14 protein-coding genes are annotated in these 16,195 nt (G+C 69.5%); 9 read left to right on the top strand and 5 right to left on the bottom strand.

Annotated features, from left to right (window positions below; translation table 11 throughout):
* The 3 genes from WI697_RS06535 to WI697_RS06525 all read left to right on the top strand — a co-directional run.
* Window positions 1–290: ISAs1 family transposase (locus WI697_RS06535; protein ID WP_345957873.1), on the top strand; the 290-nt coding region annotated here is incomplete at its 5' end.
* A 310-nt stretch (window positions 291–600) separates the two neighbouring features.
* Window positions 601–792: a hypothetical protein gene (locus WI697_RS06530; RefSeq protein WP_345957872.1), complete on the top strand. Its 192-nt coding sequence runs from the start codon at window positions 601–603 to the stop codon at window positions 790–792.
* 131 nt (window positions 793–923) lie between these two features.
* Window positions 924–1,463, top strand: coding sequence for an META domain-containing protein (locus WI697_RS06525; protein WP_231889481.1), 540 nt, complete (start codon window positions 924–926; stop codon window positions 1,461–1,463).
* Between the two features lie 33 nt (window positions 1,464–1,496).
* Here the strand turns inward: WI697_RS06525 and WI697_RS06520 are convergent, their stop codons facing one another.
* Both WI697_RS06520 and WI697_RS06515 read right to left on the bottom strand, forming a co-directional pair.
* A complete protein-coding gene (locus WI697_RS06520; RefSeq protein ID WP_296713249.1) occupies window positions 1,497–2,714 on the bottom strand; it encodes a sensor histidine kinase in 1,218 nt (405 codons plus the stop codon).
* A gap of 265 nt (window positions 2,715–2,979) precedes the next feature.
* Window positions 2,980–4,017, bottom strand: coding sequence for an NADP-dependent oxidoreductase (locus WI697_RS06515; RefSeq protein WP_345957871.1), 1,038 nt, complete (start codon window positions 4,015–4,017; stop codon window positions 2,980–2,982).
* A gap of 265 nt (window positions 4,018–4,282) precedes the next feature.
* Here WI697_RS06515 and WI697_RS06510 point away from each other — a divergent pair, with 265 nt between their 5' ends.
* The 3 genes from WI697_RS06510 (at window position 4,283) to WI697_RS06500 (ending at window position 7,595) form a co-directional block, all read left to right on the top strand.
* Window positions 4,283–5,467, top strand: a complete 1,185-nt coding sequence (locus tag WI697_RS06510) for a thiolase family protein (protein WP_345957870.1) — start codon at window positions 4,283–4,285, stop codon at window positions 5,465–5,467.
* A gap of 107 nt (window positions 5,468–5,574) precedes the next feature.
* A complete protein-coding gene (locus tag WI697_RS06505; protein ID WP_345957869.1) occupies window positions 5,575–6,387 on the top strand; it encodes an enoyl-CoA hydratase/isomerase family protein in 813 nt (270 codons plus the stop codon).
* A gap of 83 nt (window positions 6,388–6,470) precedes the next feature.
* Window positions 6,471–7,595, top strand: coding sequence for an alpha/beta hydrolase (locus WI697_RS06500; protein ID WP_345957868.1), 1,125 nt, complete (start codon window positions 6,471–6,473; stop codon window positions 7,593–7,595).
* 24 nt (window positions 7,596–7,619) lie between these two features.
* Here the strand turns inward: WI697_RS06500 and WI697_RS06495 are convergent, their stop codons facing one another.
* Complete coding sequence (locus WI697_RS06495; RefSeq protein ID WP_345957867.1) at window positions 7,620–8,294, bottom strand: TetR/AcrR family transcriptional regulator; 675 nt, start codon at window positions 8,292–8,294, stop codon at window positions 7,620–7,622.
* A gap of 302 nt (window positions 8,295–8,596) precedes the next feature.
* On the opposite strand from WI697_RS06495, the gene WI697_RS06490 reads away from it, so the two are divergent.
* The 3 genes from WI697_RS06490 to WI697_RS06480 are packed head-to-tail and all read left to right on the top strand — an operon-like array spanning window position 8,597 to window position 13,048.
* A complete protein-coding gene (locus tag WI697_RS06490; RefSeq protein WP_345957866.1) occupies window positions 8,597–10,753 on the top strand; it encodes a TonB-dependent siderophore receptor in 2,157 nt (718 codons plus the stop codon).
* 14 nt (window positions 10,754–10,767) lie between these two features.
* Window positions 10,768–11,904: an ABC transporter substrate-binding protein gene (locus tag WI697_RS06485; protein WP_345957865.1), complete on the top strand. Its 1,137-nt coding sequence runs from the start codon at window positions 10,768–10,770 to the stop codon at window positions 11,902–11,904.
* Between the two features lie 40 nt (window positions 11,905–11,944).
* On the top strand, window positions 11,945–13,048 hold the full coding sequence (locus WI697_RS06480) for a siderophore-interacting protein (RefSeq protein WP_345957864.1): 1,104 nt from the start codon (window positions 11,945–11,947) through the stop codon (window positions 13,046–13,048).
* Between the two features lie 70 nt (window positions 13,049–13,118).
* Here WI697_RS06480 and WI697_RS06475 read toward each other — a convergent pair whose 3' ends face one another.
* A complete protein-coding gene (locus WI697_RS06475) occupies window positions 13,119–15,173 on the bottom strand; it encodes a methyl-accepting chemotaxis protein (RefSeq protein WP_345957863.1) in 2,055 nt (684 codons plus the stop codon).
* 224 nt (window positions 15,174–15,397) lie between these two features.
* Window positions 15,398–16,192 (bottom strand): SDR family NAD(P)-dependent oxidoreductase, encoded by a 795-nt coding sequence (locus WI697_RS06470; RefSeq protein ID WP_345957862.1) that lies wholly within the window; start codon window positions 16,190–16,192, stop codon window positions 15,398–15,400.
* Window positions 16,193–16,195 lie beyond the last annotated feature (3 nt).

Below are 16,195 nucleotides of genomic sequence, written 5' to 3'. Positions count from 1 at the left end.
CTACCCGCTATTACCTCTCCTCCGCCCGCTTGTCCGCCGCCGCCTTCGCCAAGGCCGTCCGCGGCCACTGGGCCATCGAGAACGGCCTGCACTGGGTTCTCGACACCACCTTCCGCGAGGATGAGGCCCGCGCTCGCAAGGACCACGGTCCGGAAAACCTCGCCATCATCCGAAAACTCGCCCTCAACGTCCTCAAAACGGCCAGGCCATCCATCTCCATCCGTCGCAAGCGAAAGCGATCCGGATGGTCCGACGCATTCGCCCGATCCGTCATCGGGCAAATGCGATAGCCCTGGCTGCCGCACGCTCGGGGCTTGACGGCGCGGCGGGGCGGGATCAGACTGGTGCCCATGATCACGTCGCGCACCTATACCTCGTTTACGTTCTATTGGTGGAGCCCCCCGGGGGTGGCCAATCGAGCGGGTGTGCCGGCCTGAGGGCCAGACGAGATCCCGAAATCGACGGCCGCCTCCGGAAACGGAGGCGGCCGTTTCGCGTTCTGGCCCTGCGAAACCCGCCTCCCGCACCCGGGGGCGGTTCCGGCGATCCCCAGCAATGACGGCGGCCACGCGGCTGCCGGATCCGACGGAACCGCTTCAGATGACCACGATCATGGCTTCCACCGAGGACACCCGGATGACCATCCTCCGCCAGGCCGATGCCCAGGCCGACCAGCTTCAGGCCCCCGGCAGCATCGCCCGCCGCCCCATCGGCCACGGCCGCCCGCCCCTGGCCGATCGCAGCCCGGCGCCCATGGATTTCGATGTGGTGACCGATCCGGTGACGGCCTGATCCTGTCGCAGGCCGTTTCCGTGACGGCCATGTCACGGTATTGCCGCTGGGAAGCCGCGATCCGTGCGGGCAGGATCGGTGTCGCGACGTTCAAAGACGCCGCGACCAGCCAGGCCCCAGGAGGATCCGTCATGCCCGCCAGTTCCGCACCCGCGCATCGCCCCGTATCGGCCGGGTGCCCGTCTCTGCGTTTCGGACCCCGCCGCTTCCGGTCTCTGCGCCTGATGGCGGCTGTGGCCGTGCCGCTGGCGCTGGGGGCCTGCGCCGGCATGCAGGGAGAGGGCGGTGGCGGCCGGCCCGATCTGCCGCTGACCGGCACGGTCTGGGCACCCGATCCGGCGGCACCGGGGGCGGAAGCCGCCCGGTTCAGATTTCACGACGATGGCCGCATGTCGGCGCGCGGCCCCTGCAACCGCATGTTCGGCCGCTATCAGACCGGGGTCGACGACCTGCCGGGCAGCCTGCGTTTCGGCGGCATCGGCGCCACGCGCATGGCCTGCGACCGGCAGAAGACCGATGCCGAGATGGACCTGATCGACGGCCTGCTCGCCGCCCGCCAGGCAGAGGTAGAGGGCAACCGTCTGACCATCGTCACCTCCGACGGCCGGAAGATGGGCTTCCGTGCGGTCGACGATGCCAGCGCGCCGGATCCCGGCAAGGATATGCAGTGACGGCCGGGGGCGGGTACGGGCGAGGGGCGGGCTTCAGCCGCGCGGCAGCAGAACCCGGGTGACCATGCCGCCATTGCCGCGCGGGGCGATGACCAGACGGCCACCATGCAGGCGGATCAGCGCATCGGCCAGCGACAGCCCGACACCGCGGCCGCGGCCGCTGCGGGCGATCTGGCTGTCGGTGTCGCCGAAGGCGGCTAGCGCATTCTCGATCTCGACCGCGCTCATCACCGATCCGGCATCGATGACCTCGATCCCGGCATGGGTGCCGGTGTCGAAGGTGCGGATGGTGACCGCCGATCCGGCCGGCGCGACATTGGCCGATACCTCGACCAGATGCAGCACGGCCCGGACAAGAATGTCGGGATCGCCCGGAATGACGATCCGCCCCTGGGGCAGGTCGGTGGCAAGCCGCACGCCGGGCCGCAGGTCTTCATCCAGGTCCAGCCCGTTCACCAGCTCGTTCAGATCGGTGGGGCGCAGCCGCACCTGAACCCGGCCGGTTTCCACCTGCGACAGATCCAGGATGTCGTCGATCAGGCCGAGCAGGGTGCTTCCGCTTTCGTGGATGCTGCGGGCATAGTCGACATAGGCCGGCACGGCGGCAGGGCCCAGCAATTCGCGGGCGATGACTTCGGAGAAGCCCAGAACGGCATTCAGCGGCGTGCGCAGTTCGTGGCTCAGATGGGCCATGAACTCGCTCTTCGCCCGGCTTGCCTGTTCGGCGACCATCCGGCTGGCATCGGCCAGATCGCGTGCCTCGCTCAATGCCCGGGTGCGGGCGAGCAGGGCGTCGTGGATCGATCGGGCCTCGCCCGCACAGCTGCGGCAATCCATGGCCTGACGGGACAGAACCGTCTCGTCGCGCACGATCCAGAGCTGACGCCGGCCTTGCGGATCGACGGGCTGCGAGGTGATCGAAAAGCTGCGTGGCGTCACGCCCCGCATGCGCAGCACCGAGGCATGGGCCGATTGCCGGTCGTTGCCGAGCAGCTCGATATGGCTGCGAAACGACCGGTCGCTGGCTGCCCGCTGAACCATGCCGTTCACGAGCGCGATCAGCCGCACGAAACCCAGGCGGCGGCGATCGCTGCCGATCAGACGGCAGGCGGCATTGTTGAGGAAGCCCGAGCGGGTTTCGCCATCGGTGATCAGCATGGCTTCGGACGCGGCCGCGACGACCGTCTCGGCGGCATCCTGCGGGGCATCGGCTCCGGTCTCCACCTGACCGTCGGTGAGCACGCCGGTCATGGCCTGATGTCCGCGAAAACGGGGCGGGGGGTGCGGTGTCGGCGGGTTGGCATCGGTCGACAAAACTCGCATCGGGTGGGGCGGACCACGTTCACTATGACGGGAAAGCGCAGTCCTCTGCCACTGTTGCGGCGCCCTGCCCGGGCGAAAAACGCCCGATCGACCGCCGAGCTACATCTATAAGTCAGAAAAATTAAGATTTAGACACGATCTACAGATGAACGGGGCGCGGTTGTCCACGCCCCGCTCCGCAACCCTTCCGCGGTCAGCCGGCGCGGCTGGTGTCCTCGGAAATCTTCACGATCAGCTTGCCGAAATTGCGACCGGTCAGCAGGCCCTGGAAGGCCTCCACCGTCGCGTCCAGCCCGCCTTCGACGATGTCCTCGCGATAGCGCAGCTGGCCGTCGCGGATCCAGCCCGACACGTCGCGGAAGAAGTCGCCCGCCCGATCGGGATGGTCGCTGACGATGAAACCGTTCACCGACAGGCGCCGCGAGAGCAGGTTGAACATGAAGCGCGGCAGGTTGTCGGGGCCTTCCGGCGCGCCGGTGTCGTTGTAATGGGCGATCAGGCCGCAGAGCGCGACGCGGCCGAAATCGTTCATGCGCGAGAACACCGCATCGGCGACCCTGCCGCCGACATTCTCGAAATAGACGTCGACGCCCTTGGGCACCGCCGCCTTGAAGGCCTCCAGGAAGTCCGGCGCCTTGTAGTCGACGCAGGCATCGAAGCCCAGCTCGTCCACCACATAAGCGCACTTCTCGGGCCCGCCGGCGATGCCGACCGCGCGGCAGCCCTTGATCTTCGCGATCTGGCCGACCACGCCGCCGACCGCACCGCTGGCGGCCGAAACCACCACCGTCTCGCCTTCCTTGGGCTGGCCCTTGTCGAGCAGGCCGACATAGGCGGTCATGCCCGGCATGCCGAGCACGCCGAGCGAGGTGCTGATCGGCGCCTGGGCGGGATCGAGCTTCCGCACGCCGGCCGCATCGCCCAGATAATATTCCTGCCACCCGAACATGCCGAAGACGTAGTCGCCTTCCTTGAACTTCGGGCTCTTCGAGGCGACCACCCGGCCGGCGGCGCCACCGACCATCACGTCACCCTCGGCCACATTGGCGGCATAGGACCGGCCGGCATTCATGCGGCCGCGCATATAGGGGTCCAGCGACAGGTAGATGACCTTGACCAGGATCTGGCCCTCGGCCGGCTCGGCCAGGGTCTGGGTCTCGATCGGCAGGTTCGCGGAGGTCGGCATGCCGACAGGGCGCGAGGCCAGGATGATGCGGCGGTTCTGGGTCATCTCTCGTCTCTCGTCAGGGGTGGGCATCGCGCCCCGGTAGAAGCCGCGGGGCGCTTGTCGAAGCTGTGGGTCAGCCTACTTCAAACAAACGAGTGTTTGAAGTACGATCGCGGCCACGACCTGACGGGGGCGAAAACGCCCGCGATGAATGCGGATTCATCGGGGTTGCCCTCGGGCGCCGGCTGGCGGATGCTCTGCCGCGGAACGGACTCCCGCATGTCCGGGTGATCCGTGGATCATGAACCAGAAACTCAGGGAGAAACCGATGACCGAGATCGTGCTGGCCGGCGGCATGCGCACGCCGTTCGGCGACTACGGCAAGTCGCTCAAGGACGTGCCGATGGTCGACCTCGGCGTCCATGCGGCGAGCGCCTGCCTTGAAAAGGCCGGCATCGGCGCGGACAAGATGGACCATCTGGTCTGGGGCAATGTGCTGCCCGTGGATCATGACGGCTATTTCGCCAGCCGGGCGATCGCGCTCAAGGTCGGCATGGCCGAGCATTCGGCGGCGCTGAACGTCAGCCGCGCCTGCGGCTCGGGCACCCAGGCGATCCTGACCGCCGCTGAGCAGATCATCTCGGGCCATGGCCGCATGGCGCTGGCCGGCGGCGGCGAGAATTTCAGCCGCGGGCCCTATGTCATGACCGGCGCGCGCTGGGGCATGAAGCGCGGTCCCGGCCAGGTGATCGACACCCTGGACTGGGCCTATCGCGACCCGTTCAGCCGCGAGCTGATGGGTGAGACCGCCGAGAATCTGGCCGACGACTATGGCTATACCCGCGAGGCCATGGACGAATGGGCGCTGATGAGCCAGCAGCGCGCCGGCGAGGCGATGAAGAGCGGCTTCCTGGCCGCCCAGATCAAGCCGATCGAGGTGCCCGAGGGCCGCAAGACCCGTCTGATGGAGATGGACGAGTTCCCGCGCCCGGACGTGACGCTTGAGAAGCTGGCGAAGCTGAACCCGGTCTTCCGCAAGGGCGGCCGCGTCACCCCCGGCAATTCGAGCGGCGTGACCGACGGTGCCGCCTTCGTGGTGGTCGGCGATCGCGCGGCGCTGGAAGCCGAGGGCGTCGCCCCGGTGGTGCGTCTGGTCGACTGGGCGATCGTCGGCGTGCCGCCGCGCATCATGGGCTGCGGCCCGGTGCCGGCCATTCAGGCGCTGCTCGACCGGCGCGGTCTCAAGGTCTCGGATATCGACTATTACGAGATCAACGAGGCCTTTGCGGCGGTGAACCTGCATGCCGAGGCGAAGCTGGGCATCCCGCGCGACGTCACCAACCTTTATGGCAGCGGCATCTCGATCGGCCATCCTCCGGGAGCGACCGGTGCCCGCATGACCATCACGGCGATGAACCATCTGGTCAACACCGGCCAGCGCTATGCCATCGTCTCGATGTGCATGGGCGCCGGGCAGGGCATGGCGGTGCTGTACGAAAACGTCGCCCGCTGACGACCCGCGCGAGTGCTGATACAGTGCTCGCCCTGAAGTAGAAGAAGCCCCCGGCGGCCGGCGGATGCCGTATCGCCGGGGGACCTTGATCCGGAGAGAGCGCCCCAATGACCGAGACCGCCCGCCCGATCGGTTCGGGAACCGTCACCCTCGCCGTCGCCGACGGTGTTGCGACCATCACGCTCAACCGGCCGGAGGTGCTGCACGCCTTCAACCCGGCGATGGGGGCGGATCTGCTCGAAGCCCTGCTGACCGTCGACGGCGATACCGCGGTCCGGGCGGTGCTGCTGACCGGATCGGGGCGCGCTTTCATGGCCGGCGGCGATCTGGCCCATCTGCATGGTGCCACGGGCGAGGAACGGCCGCGGGCCGCCAATGCCCTGGTCGGCGCCTTCCATGAAATCGTGCTGGCCATGGCCCGGCTGTCGAAGCCGATCGTGGCCGGCATCAACGGCGTTGCGGCCGGCGCGGGCGTTTCCATGGCCATGGCCTGCGATCTGGTGGTGATGGCGGCAGAGGCCAAGCTGGTGATGGCCTATACCGGCATCGGCGCCACGCCCGATGGCGGCTCCACCTTCGCGCTGCCGCGGCTGATCGGGCCCAAGCTCGCGATGGAAATGCTGCTGCTGAACGAGCCGGTCGATGCCGAAACCGCCCGGGCCTGGGGCCTGGTCAACCGCATCGTGCCCGCGGCCGAGGTGCCGGCCGAGGCGATGAAGCTGGCGAAGAAGCTGGCGGCCGGCCCGACGCTTTCCTATGCCCGCACCCGGCGCCTGGTTTCGGAAAGCCTGGACAACCCGCTGGGCCAGCAGCTGGCGCGCGAGCAGGAGGCTTTCGTCGCCAACAGCCGCACCCATGATTTCGACGAGGGTCTGGGCGCCTTCCTGGCCAAGCGCAAGCCGGGTTACGAAGGCCGCTGAAGATGGTACCGCGCGCAGCGGGTGGGGGGCCGCGGGCAGCGGATGGGGTGACGCGGCGTGGCCGTTCTGGGAGGCGGGGTCTGATGCTGGCATTCCTGATGGCGGCGGCCGCCGCGGCGGGCTGCGCCCCGCTTGCGATCGGCCGCGGCCCCGACCGTCATGCGGTCGCGATCGCAGCCGATCCGCGGCCGGCGGTGGGCGATATCGATGCGGCGGGCGACATGCCGCCGGCCTCTCTGAAGGGCCGCCATCCCTCGCCCGAGGCGGCGGCGATCGCCTGGAAAGAGACGCAGCTGGTGCTGGCGACGCCGACCAGCCCGGCGGCGATCTCGGCCGGGGCGGAGGTGGCGCCGCAGGCGCTGACGCTGACCATGGCCGACGGCACGGCCCTGCCGCTCTGGCACTGGGCCCCGCCGGCCGGCACCCGGACCCGGGCGGTGATCATCGGTCTGCACGGCTTCAACGATTATCGCCGCGCCTTCGCCCTGCCGGCCCCCTGGTGGGCCGCCCGGGGGATCGAGACCTATGCCTATGACCAGCGCGGCTTCGGCGAGGCGCCGCGTGCCGGCATCTGGCCGGGCACTTCTGCCCTGATCCGCGATCTGGAAGACGCCACCCGCGCCATCGCCGCCCGCCATCCGGGGGTACCGGTCTACTGGCTGGGCGAGAGCATGGGCGGGGCCGTGGTGATGTCGGCCGCGGCCCGCATGGCCCGTGAACTGCCCGCCGAACTCAGGCCCGCCGGGCTGATCCTGGTCGCGCCTGCGGTCTGGGGCTGGTCGACGCTTCAGCCCTATCAGCGCTGGATGCTGTGGACCACCGCCCATGCCATGCCCTGGCTGCCGCTCGATGGCGGCGGGCTCGGCATCCGGCCGTCGGACAACGACGCCATGCTCTATGCGCTGGGCCGCGACCCGCTGGTGCTGAAGACGACCCGTGCCGATGCGATCTTCGGCCTGGTCGACCTGATGGAACGGGCGACGGAGGCGGCGGGCTCGCTTGACCTGCCGGTGCTGGCGCTCTATGGCCGCAACGAACAGGTGCTGCCGCGCCGGGCGGTGAAGAACTTCCGCGAAAAGCTGATCGCCCATGGCCGCGACGACCTGCAGATTAATACCTACCCCCAGGGCTGGCACATGCTGCTGCGCGACCTGCACGGCCCGCTGGTCTGGCAGGACGTCGCCCGCTGGGTCACGGCCGGGGGGTGATGTCCGAGGATTGATGGCCGGCCGTCAGCTGCCGGCCCCGCGCAGGAACAGCGTCCAGGCCTGATCGAAGAACCGGTCGCGGGCGGCGGGGGTTGACCAGCCGGTACGGCCCATCATGGCGTCGGTGGCGGGGCCAAAGACGATCGCATGCAGAAGATGCGTGGCGATCATCCGGGCGTCGCCGGTGGCGAGCGCTCCGGCGCCCTGGGCTTCCTGCACCAGGGCGACCAGCCGGTCCAGGATCGGATCCGTTTCCCACTGATCGTGCCGGCCGTCGCCGAAGACCACCGCCTCGCTGAGTGCGATGCGGTTGAAGGCGATCATCTCCGGATCCAGGTTGACGTCCAGAAACCAGCGGGCGATGCGCTTCAGCCGTGCCAGCGCGTCGCCTGCGCCGCCGGCCGAGCGGATTTCCTGCTCCAGCCGTGCCAGCGTCCGGGTCCGCAGGCTGTCGACCACCGCTTCGAACAGCGCCATTTTCGACGGGAAGCGCCGGTAGATCGTGTCCTTGCCGGCGCTGCACGCAGCCGCGACCTGTTCGATCGAGGTCGCGGCGAAACCCTGCGCGGCAAAAAGCTGCGCCGCCGTCTCGATGATCCGGCCCGAGGTTTCGGCCGCATCCTCCTTCGACGGCCGGCCCCGGCGGGGCCGGTTCCGATCCGGCTGGCCCGCCTGCTGCTGCGGCGCTGCGCTGGTCATCGTCCCGATGTCATCCTCATCTCCCGCCCGTGTCTGCGTCTGCCCCGGTCTGCCTGCGGGTCGCGCCGGGGCTGGTCCGCATGACCGGGGCGGCGAAACCACCCTGGGTCGGACGGGACAGTTGTACCTCACCCGGACCGATCCCGACCAGTTCCGAACGCGGCATCAATTAACTGGACGGGACCGTCCCGTTTGTTTTATAGCTGCGGTTATCGCGAATGATGCGCATTCGCATTGATTGACAGATCCGCTCGGGGGCAGATCCGCCCGGGCGGGCGACGGAGACGGGGAAGGACGGAGGCATGACGGGGGTGTTCTCAAGACGGGGTGGCGCCGGGGTGATCGCCGCAGCGGCCGTGCTGGCACCGATGGGTGCGGTGGCCGACGAGACGGCGACCACGCTGCCCTCGCTCCAGATCGAAGGCGAGGCACCGGCGGCGACCACGGCCGATGCCTATCTGGCGCCGGTCGCCACCAGCGCCACCAAGACCGGCACCCCCGTGCTGGAGACCCCGCAATCGATCAGCACCGTCACCCGCCGGCAGCTCGACGACCAGAATGCGCGCACGGTCAAGGATGCGCTGACCTATAGCGCCGGGGTGTTGTCCACCCCCGATGCCACCGGTCGCTATGACAGCCTGTTCCTGCGCGGTTTCGGCGGTTTCGGCACCTCGACCCGGATCGTCGACTTCCTCGACGGGCTGCGCCTGCCCCGCGGCCAGGCCTTTGCGCTGCCCTCGATCGATCCCTTCCTGCTCGACCGGATCGATGTGCTCAAGGGGCCCTCGGCGGTGCTCTATGGCCAGACCAGCCCGGGCGGGCTGGTCAATCAGCTGAGCCGCAGCCCCTCTGCCACCGCATCGGGTGAGGCCCGGATCGAGGGCGGCAGCCATGGCCGGCTGCAGGGCGGCATCGCCAGCCAGGGCCGGATCGATGCCGAGGGGCAGTGGCAATACGGCATCGCCGCCATGGGCCGGCGGGCCGACACCCGCTATGACGACGTCGAGGAGGAGCGGCTGTCCATCGCGCCCCAGCTGCGCTGGCAGCCCGATGCGGAGACGCAGCTCACCCTTCAGGGCTTTTATCAGACCGATCCGAAGGGCGGCTATTTCAACTCCACCTATCCGCAGGAACTGGCGCCGGATGCCTGGAAGGGCGGGCTCGGCCGCGACGACAATGTCGGCGATCCGGCTTTCGACAGCTATGACCGCACCCAGCGCGCCATCGGCTACAGTTTCGACCATCGGATCAACGACATGGTGAGCGTCAGCTCGAAGACCCGCTATTCCGAAATCGACCTGGATTTCCAGAGCCTGCAGATGGCGGGCGGGATCACGGCGGGCGGGCTGCTGCCGCGCGTCGCCCTGCGCTCGACAGAAACGGTTGAAGGTGTCGCCACCGACAACCGGGCGCAGGTCGATTTCGCCACGGGTGCCGTGGGGCATCAGACGATCATCGGCGTCGACTATCAGCATGCGGTGAGCGACTGGACCTATGAGATGGGGGCGGCCGAGCCGCTGGATCTGGGCAATCCGCGCTATGGCCTGCCGGTGGGGGCGCTTGCGGCCGTCATCGACAGCCGCCAGACCCTGGAGCAGACGGGCGTCTATCTGCAGGACCAGATGAGCCTGGGCGGCTGGCGCCTGCTGCTGGGCGCGCGCTATGACTGGACGGAGCAGGAGAGCCGGAACCGCCTGGCCGGCACCACCAGCGACCAGTCGAGCCGGTCGCCGAGCTATCGGGCCGGCCTGCTCTATCGGTTCGACAACGGCATCGCCCCCTATGTCAGCTATTCGACCTCGTTCGAGCCGGTGATCGGCGTCGATGCGTCGGGCCGGCCCTTCGATCCGACCGAGGCCGAGCAGTGGGAAGTGGGGGTGAAGTACGAGCCGGAGTTCATGAAGGCGCTGTTCACCGTCTCCGCCTTCCAGATCCGGCAGGAGAATGTTCTCACCCCCGGCAGCACGCCCGGCTTCAATGTCCAGCAGGGCGAGGTCCGTTCGCGGGGCGTCGAGTTCGAAGCCCGCGGCAATGTGACGGCCAGTCTGGAGGTGATCGCAGCCCTCACCCTGCTCGACACCGAGGTCACGAAATCGACGGTCGCTGCCAATATCGGCAAGCGCCCGCAGGCGGTGCCGGCCTATCACGGGTCGGTCTGGGCCAATTACGCCGTCGATGCCGGCGCGCTCGACGGTCTGACCCTGGGGGCGGGTGTGCGTGTGGTCGGCAGCAGCTATGCCGACGACATCAACAGCTTCAAGGCCGACGGCTTCACCCTGGTCGATGTGGCGCTGCGCTATGATCTGGCCCGGCTGTCCCCGTCGCTGCAGGGCACCCAGGTGACGCTGAATGCCACCAACCTGTTCGACAAGACCTATTACACGAGCTGCACCAGCGGCTTTTACTGCCAGTACGGCAACGGCACCGAGGTGCTGGCCGGGCTGCGCTACAGCTGGTGAGGGGCCGGTCTCTGATGGATCTCGATCGCCGCAGTTTTCTGGCCCTGCTGGGGGCGGCTGCCGCAGCCCCGACGCTCGCCCGCGCCGCAGGCGGCGGGATGGTCGTCACCGACGTGATCGGCCGGAGGGTCGAACTGGCGAGGCCGGTGGCGCGCATCGTGCTGCTGGATGCGCGCGACGTGATCAGCATGGCCCTGCTGCACCCCGATCCGTCGCGGCTGGTGGTCGGCTGGGCGGATGTGGCCAGGTTCGACAGCGATCTTCTGCGCCGGCGTTATGAAACGCGGCCCGATGGCAGCCTGATCGCCGAGGTCGGCGGCCAGACGCCCGACACGCTGTCGGTGGAGCATATCCTGTCGCTCACCCCCGATCTGGTGGTCGCCTCCGCCTTTATGGTGCCGGAGCTGGGCGAGGGGCGGCTGGTCGGCCAGCTGGCCGCCGCCGGCATTCCGGTGGTGTTCAGCAATGCCGCCAGCAATGCCGCACCGCCGGCAGGTGCGGCCGGCGACCCGATCGGCGACATGGGCCGGGCGATGCGGATGTGGGGCGATGTGCTGGGTGTGCCCGCCCGCGCCCGCGCCTTCACGGATTTCGTCGCCGACCGCCTGGCGCGGGTGACCGGCCGCCTTGCCGGCGTGGCGCCGACCCGCGCCTATCTGGAGGTTCAGTCGACCTATGACGATTGCTGCTGGGCGGCCGGGCGGCGGATCTGGGGCGACCTTCTGGCCCTTGCCGGCGGCAGCAACCTCTCGGCCGTTCAGGCGTCCTGGTACGTCAAGCTGCCGATCGAGCAGCTGATGACCGAGGCGCCGGCGGTCTATATCGCCTCGGGCGGTGCCTATGGCGGCGATATCCGGCCGGGCATCGGCCCGGGGCTCGACCCGGCAGCCGCGCGCGCCGGCCTTGCCCGGCTGGTCGCGCGCACCGGTTTCGAGACGCTGCCGGCCGTCCGCGACCGGCGGGTGCATGGGGTGTGGACGGGGCTGCTGACGGTCGCTCCGCTCAACATCCTGTTCGTCGAGATTGCCGCCACCTGGCTGCATCCGGCGCTGTTCGCCGATCTCGACCCTGCGGCGACGCTCGACGAGATCGGCCGCCGCTTCCTTGCCGAACCGCTGCCCGGCCCCTGCTGGGTGAGCCTTGCGGGCTGAGACCCGCTCGAAAAACAAGACAATCTGAAGGACGAGCCCCATGCCACGCTTCAAGGCCGAGGCCGAGATCGCCTTTGCCAGTCTCGACCGGTATTTCGACACCATCATCGCCTCGCTCTCGGCCCATAACATGACGCTCAGGGCCGAGGGGAATGATCATGTGGTCGAGGCCGGTTTCGGCCGGGCCCGGCTGATGCCGGGGCAGGGGGTGCTGCGGCTGCTGGTCGAAGCCTCGGATCCCGCGGCCTTCAACCGCCTGAAGCACGAGCTGACCGGGCTGATCGATTTCGTCGCCCGGCCCGAAGGGCTTCGGATCGCCTGGACCGGCGATACCGTGGGCGCCGCTTTGCCGCAGGATCTGCGCGTGCTGACCGTCCGCACCGTTGCGCAGCTGACGCCGCGCATGCGCCGGATCACCTTCGCCGGCCGGGATCTGGGCCGCTACGCGGTGCCCGACCAGATCCATTGCCGGCTGTTGTTTCAGGAAAAGGGCGTCACCGCCCCGCGCTGGCCCGAACTGGACGATCACGGCCGGATCCTCTGGCCCGACAGCGGGGTGCTGCCCTCTCGCATCTTCACCATCCGCCGGATCGATGCCGCGGCCGGCCTGCTCGACATCGATTTCGTGCTCCATGACGGTGCGGGCCCCGGCGCCGCCTGGGCGCGGGATGCGGCGCCGGGGGATGTCGTGGGCATTCTGGGCCCGGCCGCCAACGGGCCGAAGCCGGCCGGGTGGTATCTGCTGGCCGGTGACGAAACCGGCCTGCCCGGCATGGCCCGGATCCTGGAAGGGCTGCCGGCCGCGGTTGAGGGCGTGGCGCTGATCGAGGTCGCCGATGCCGCCGAGGAACAGGCGATCGCCGCCCCGCCCGGGGTGCAGATCCGCTGGCTGCATCGCGGTGCCGCGGCGCCGGGGACCACAAGCCTGCTGATCGATGCCCTGCGGCAGGTGGCGGTGCCGGCCGATCACGGCGACATCTTCGCCTGGATCGGTGCCGAATACACCGCCTTCCGCGAGATGCGCGGCTTTCTGAAGGCGGAGCTCGGCATCCCCGCCGATCGCATGATCGCCTTCTCCCACTGGCGCAGGGGCATGAGCGAGGCGGATATCGTCGCCGCGGGAATTGCGTCGGTTTCGGCCTGATGGTCACCTAACGACCGGCGGGCCTCCCAGCCTGATCTGAACGGATGACGACGTCACAAGGCACGTCGTCTCAATCGCGGGTGATCTCGCCGAAGCGCCGGACTTCCGCGGCAAGCCCGGCCGAATCGCGGCCGACGGCCTCTGCGGCGGCCAGAACGCGGCCGGCGGCGGTGCCGGTTTCCCCCGCAGCCGCCCGGATATCGGCCATGCGCCCGGCAGCCTGACGGGTCGCGCCGGCGGCGTCCTGAAGGTTGCGGGCGATGTCGCGGGTGGCGCGGTCCTGTTCTTCCACGGCCGCGCGGATGTCGCGGGCGGTGCCGGTCAACCCGTCGATGGCGCTGCCGACGGCGGAAATCGACCGGGCGGTCTCGGTCGTGGCATCGCGGATGCCGGTCACCTGCACCAGAATGTCGTCGGTCAGCCGCGCGGTCTGGTCGGCCAGTTGCTTCACCTCGGCGGCCACCACCGCGAAGCCCTTGCCGGCCTCGCCGGCCCGTGCCGCCTCGATCGTGGCGTTGAGGGCCAGAAGATTGGTCTGCTCGGCGATGCCGCGGATCATATCGACCACCTCGCCGATCCGGCCGGCATTCTCGGTCAGCCGGGCGACGGCCATATCGGTGCGCCGGGTTTCGGCCTCGGCGGCTTCGGCATCACCCACCGAGCGGTCGACCCGGCGGCGGATGTCTTCGAAGGTCCGGGCAAGGTCGGCCGTGGCACCGGCCACGGTTTCGACACTGCGGGTCGCCCGTTCGGCTTCCTCCGCCACCTCGTCGGACCGCCCACGCGTGGCCTCGGCGATGCCCGACAGGGCATGGGCGGTATCGTTGAGGTCGGCCGCGGAGCGGGCCAGAACCTCGACCAGGGCGCCGGCCCGGCTGTCGAATTCCGCCTGGGCCTCGGCAAGGGCGGCGGCCCGCGCCTCGCTCCGGGTGCGGGCGGCGCGGTCGGCGGCGTCGAGATCGCGGGCATGCAGGGCCGTCTCGCGGAACAGGTCGAGCGCCCGGGCCATGTCGCCCAGCTCGTCGCGCTGGCCGCGGGCCGGGATGTCGACCGTCAGGTCTCCGCCGGCCAGCCGGCCCATCACGCCGGTCATCGCCTGAACCGGGCGCGAAATGCCGCGGCCCAGCAGCCAGGCGATGATCAGCCCCAGCAGCAGCGCCAGCCCGCCGGCTGCAAGGCAGCTGATCAGCAGCCGGTCGGCCTCGGCCATGAAGGCGTCGCGCGGCACGGCGACGACCAGGGTCCAGCGCCCCGCCGCCTCGTTGAAGGTGAGCGGTTCAAGGTGCAGGTGATGGGGCGTGCCATCCAGTTCAGCGGCCGCAGTCATGCTGCGGCCGGCCGCAATCGCCTGCCGGAGCGCGCCGGGCAGGTCGTCATCGGCATGCGAGAGCCGGGCCGGGTCCGGATGGGCGACATAGCTGCCGTCGCTTGCCACCACCGCCAGCCAGCCCGTGCCATAGGGCCGGATAGCCGACAGTCGTTCGGCGATGCCGGCGAGCGTGATGTCCACGCCCGCAACCCCGAGGATTTTCCCCCCGGCCATCACCGGCATCACCGTGCTGGTCATCAGCGCCCTGGTGAAGTCGTCGAGATAGGGCAGGGTGACGGCGGCGCCGCGGGCCCGGGCGGCGGCGCGGTAATATTCCTTGGTCATCACCTCGTCGAAGGCGGCGCCGTCGGTGGCATCGGCGACCGGGCGCCCCGTCGTTTCGTCCGGATACCAGAGCAGGCTCATCCGGCCGGTGCCTGGCAGTGCCAGGATTTCCGCCGGTGCATCCCCTGCCGCGGCACGGGCCGCAGCATATTCGGCATCACGGCGGTCGAAGGCGTCGGGCGCCATGTCCACCCAGACACCGGCATAGGCCGGCCGTTCGCCGGCAAGGCGCGCCAGATGGGCATCGACCACCCGCCGGTCGGGGGCGGGGCGCGCCTGTTCCACGGCGACAGCACGGGCGAGCGCGCGGGCGTCGTCGACCGCCTGGCCGATATCGGCGCGGATCACCGCCGCCTGACCGGTGGCGAGTTCCGCAAGATGGGCCATGGCCGCGTCTTCGGCGGCCTGACGCGACAGGGAGAGCAGGGTGACCGCGATGGCCACGACCGAGATCACCAGCACCGTGGCCATGCCGGCGGTGATCCGGAACGTCAGAGATCCCTGTCGCAAGATCCGCATTCATGCGCTCCTGAAGGTTGCCGCATCGTCACCCGGCGTCATTGAAGCGCAACATTAGCGTTGTGCGACGAGGTGGGGAACCGGTCGTTTAAAGGACAAGACATGAAAACCCCGCCCCGGGTGGAGCCGGGGCGGGGCGGGGACGGCGGTGGGGAAGAAGGTGTGGATCCGGGAGGTCAGTCCATCACCATCCCGCCGTCGACCAGCAGGGTCTGGCCGGTCATGAAGGCGGCGGCATCGGATGCCAGGAAACAGGCCACGCCCACCAGATCCTCGGCCCTGGAGGGGCGGCCGAGCACGGCGCCGGCGGCGAACTGATCGAAGGCCTCGTTCTCGCGGCCGGTGAGGCCTGAGTCGCGGAAGCCCTGATCGATCAGCTTCCACATATCGGTCGCGACCACGCCGGGGCAGATCGCATTCACCCGGATATTCTCCGCCCCGAAGGCCCGCGCCGCCGCCTGGGTCAGGGCGACGACCGCGAACTTGCTGGCGGAATAATGGGCCAGCGGTTCGTAGCCCTGCTTGCCGGCGATGGAGGCGGTGTTGATGATCGCACCGCCCGTGCCCTGGGTGCGCAGGCGGGTGATCGCTTCCTGCATGCCGATCAGCACGCCCAGCCCGTTCACGTCCATCACCGTCCGCCAGTCGTCTTCGGTGATGGCGAGGAAGGGGCGGACCTGGGCGATGCCGGCATTGTTGAACACCACGTCCAGCCCGCCGAATTCCGCGATCGTCCGGTCGAGCATGGCCGCGACCGAGGCCCGCTCGCGCACGTCGACCGCGGTGGAGGCGGCCTTGCCGCCGGCCTTGCGGATCTCGTCCGCCACGCCGGCGGCGGTGTCGGGGTTGAGATCGGCGATCATCACCGCCGCACCCTGGGCGGCAAGCCCGCGGGCGATGGCGGCACCGATGCCGCGGCCGGCGCCGGTCACCACCGTGCGGCGACCGGAAAGGGGGAGAGAGGCGGTCATGGG

The sequence above is a fragment of the Tistrella mobilis genome (genome assembly GCF_039634785.1).
Lineage (GTDB): Bacteria > Pseudomonadota > Alphaproteobacteria > Tistrellales > Tistrellaceae > Tistrella > Tistrella mobilis.
This window is presented reverse-complemented; position numbering and strand designations above follow the sequence as displayed.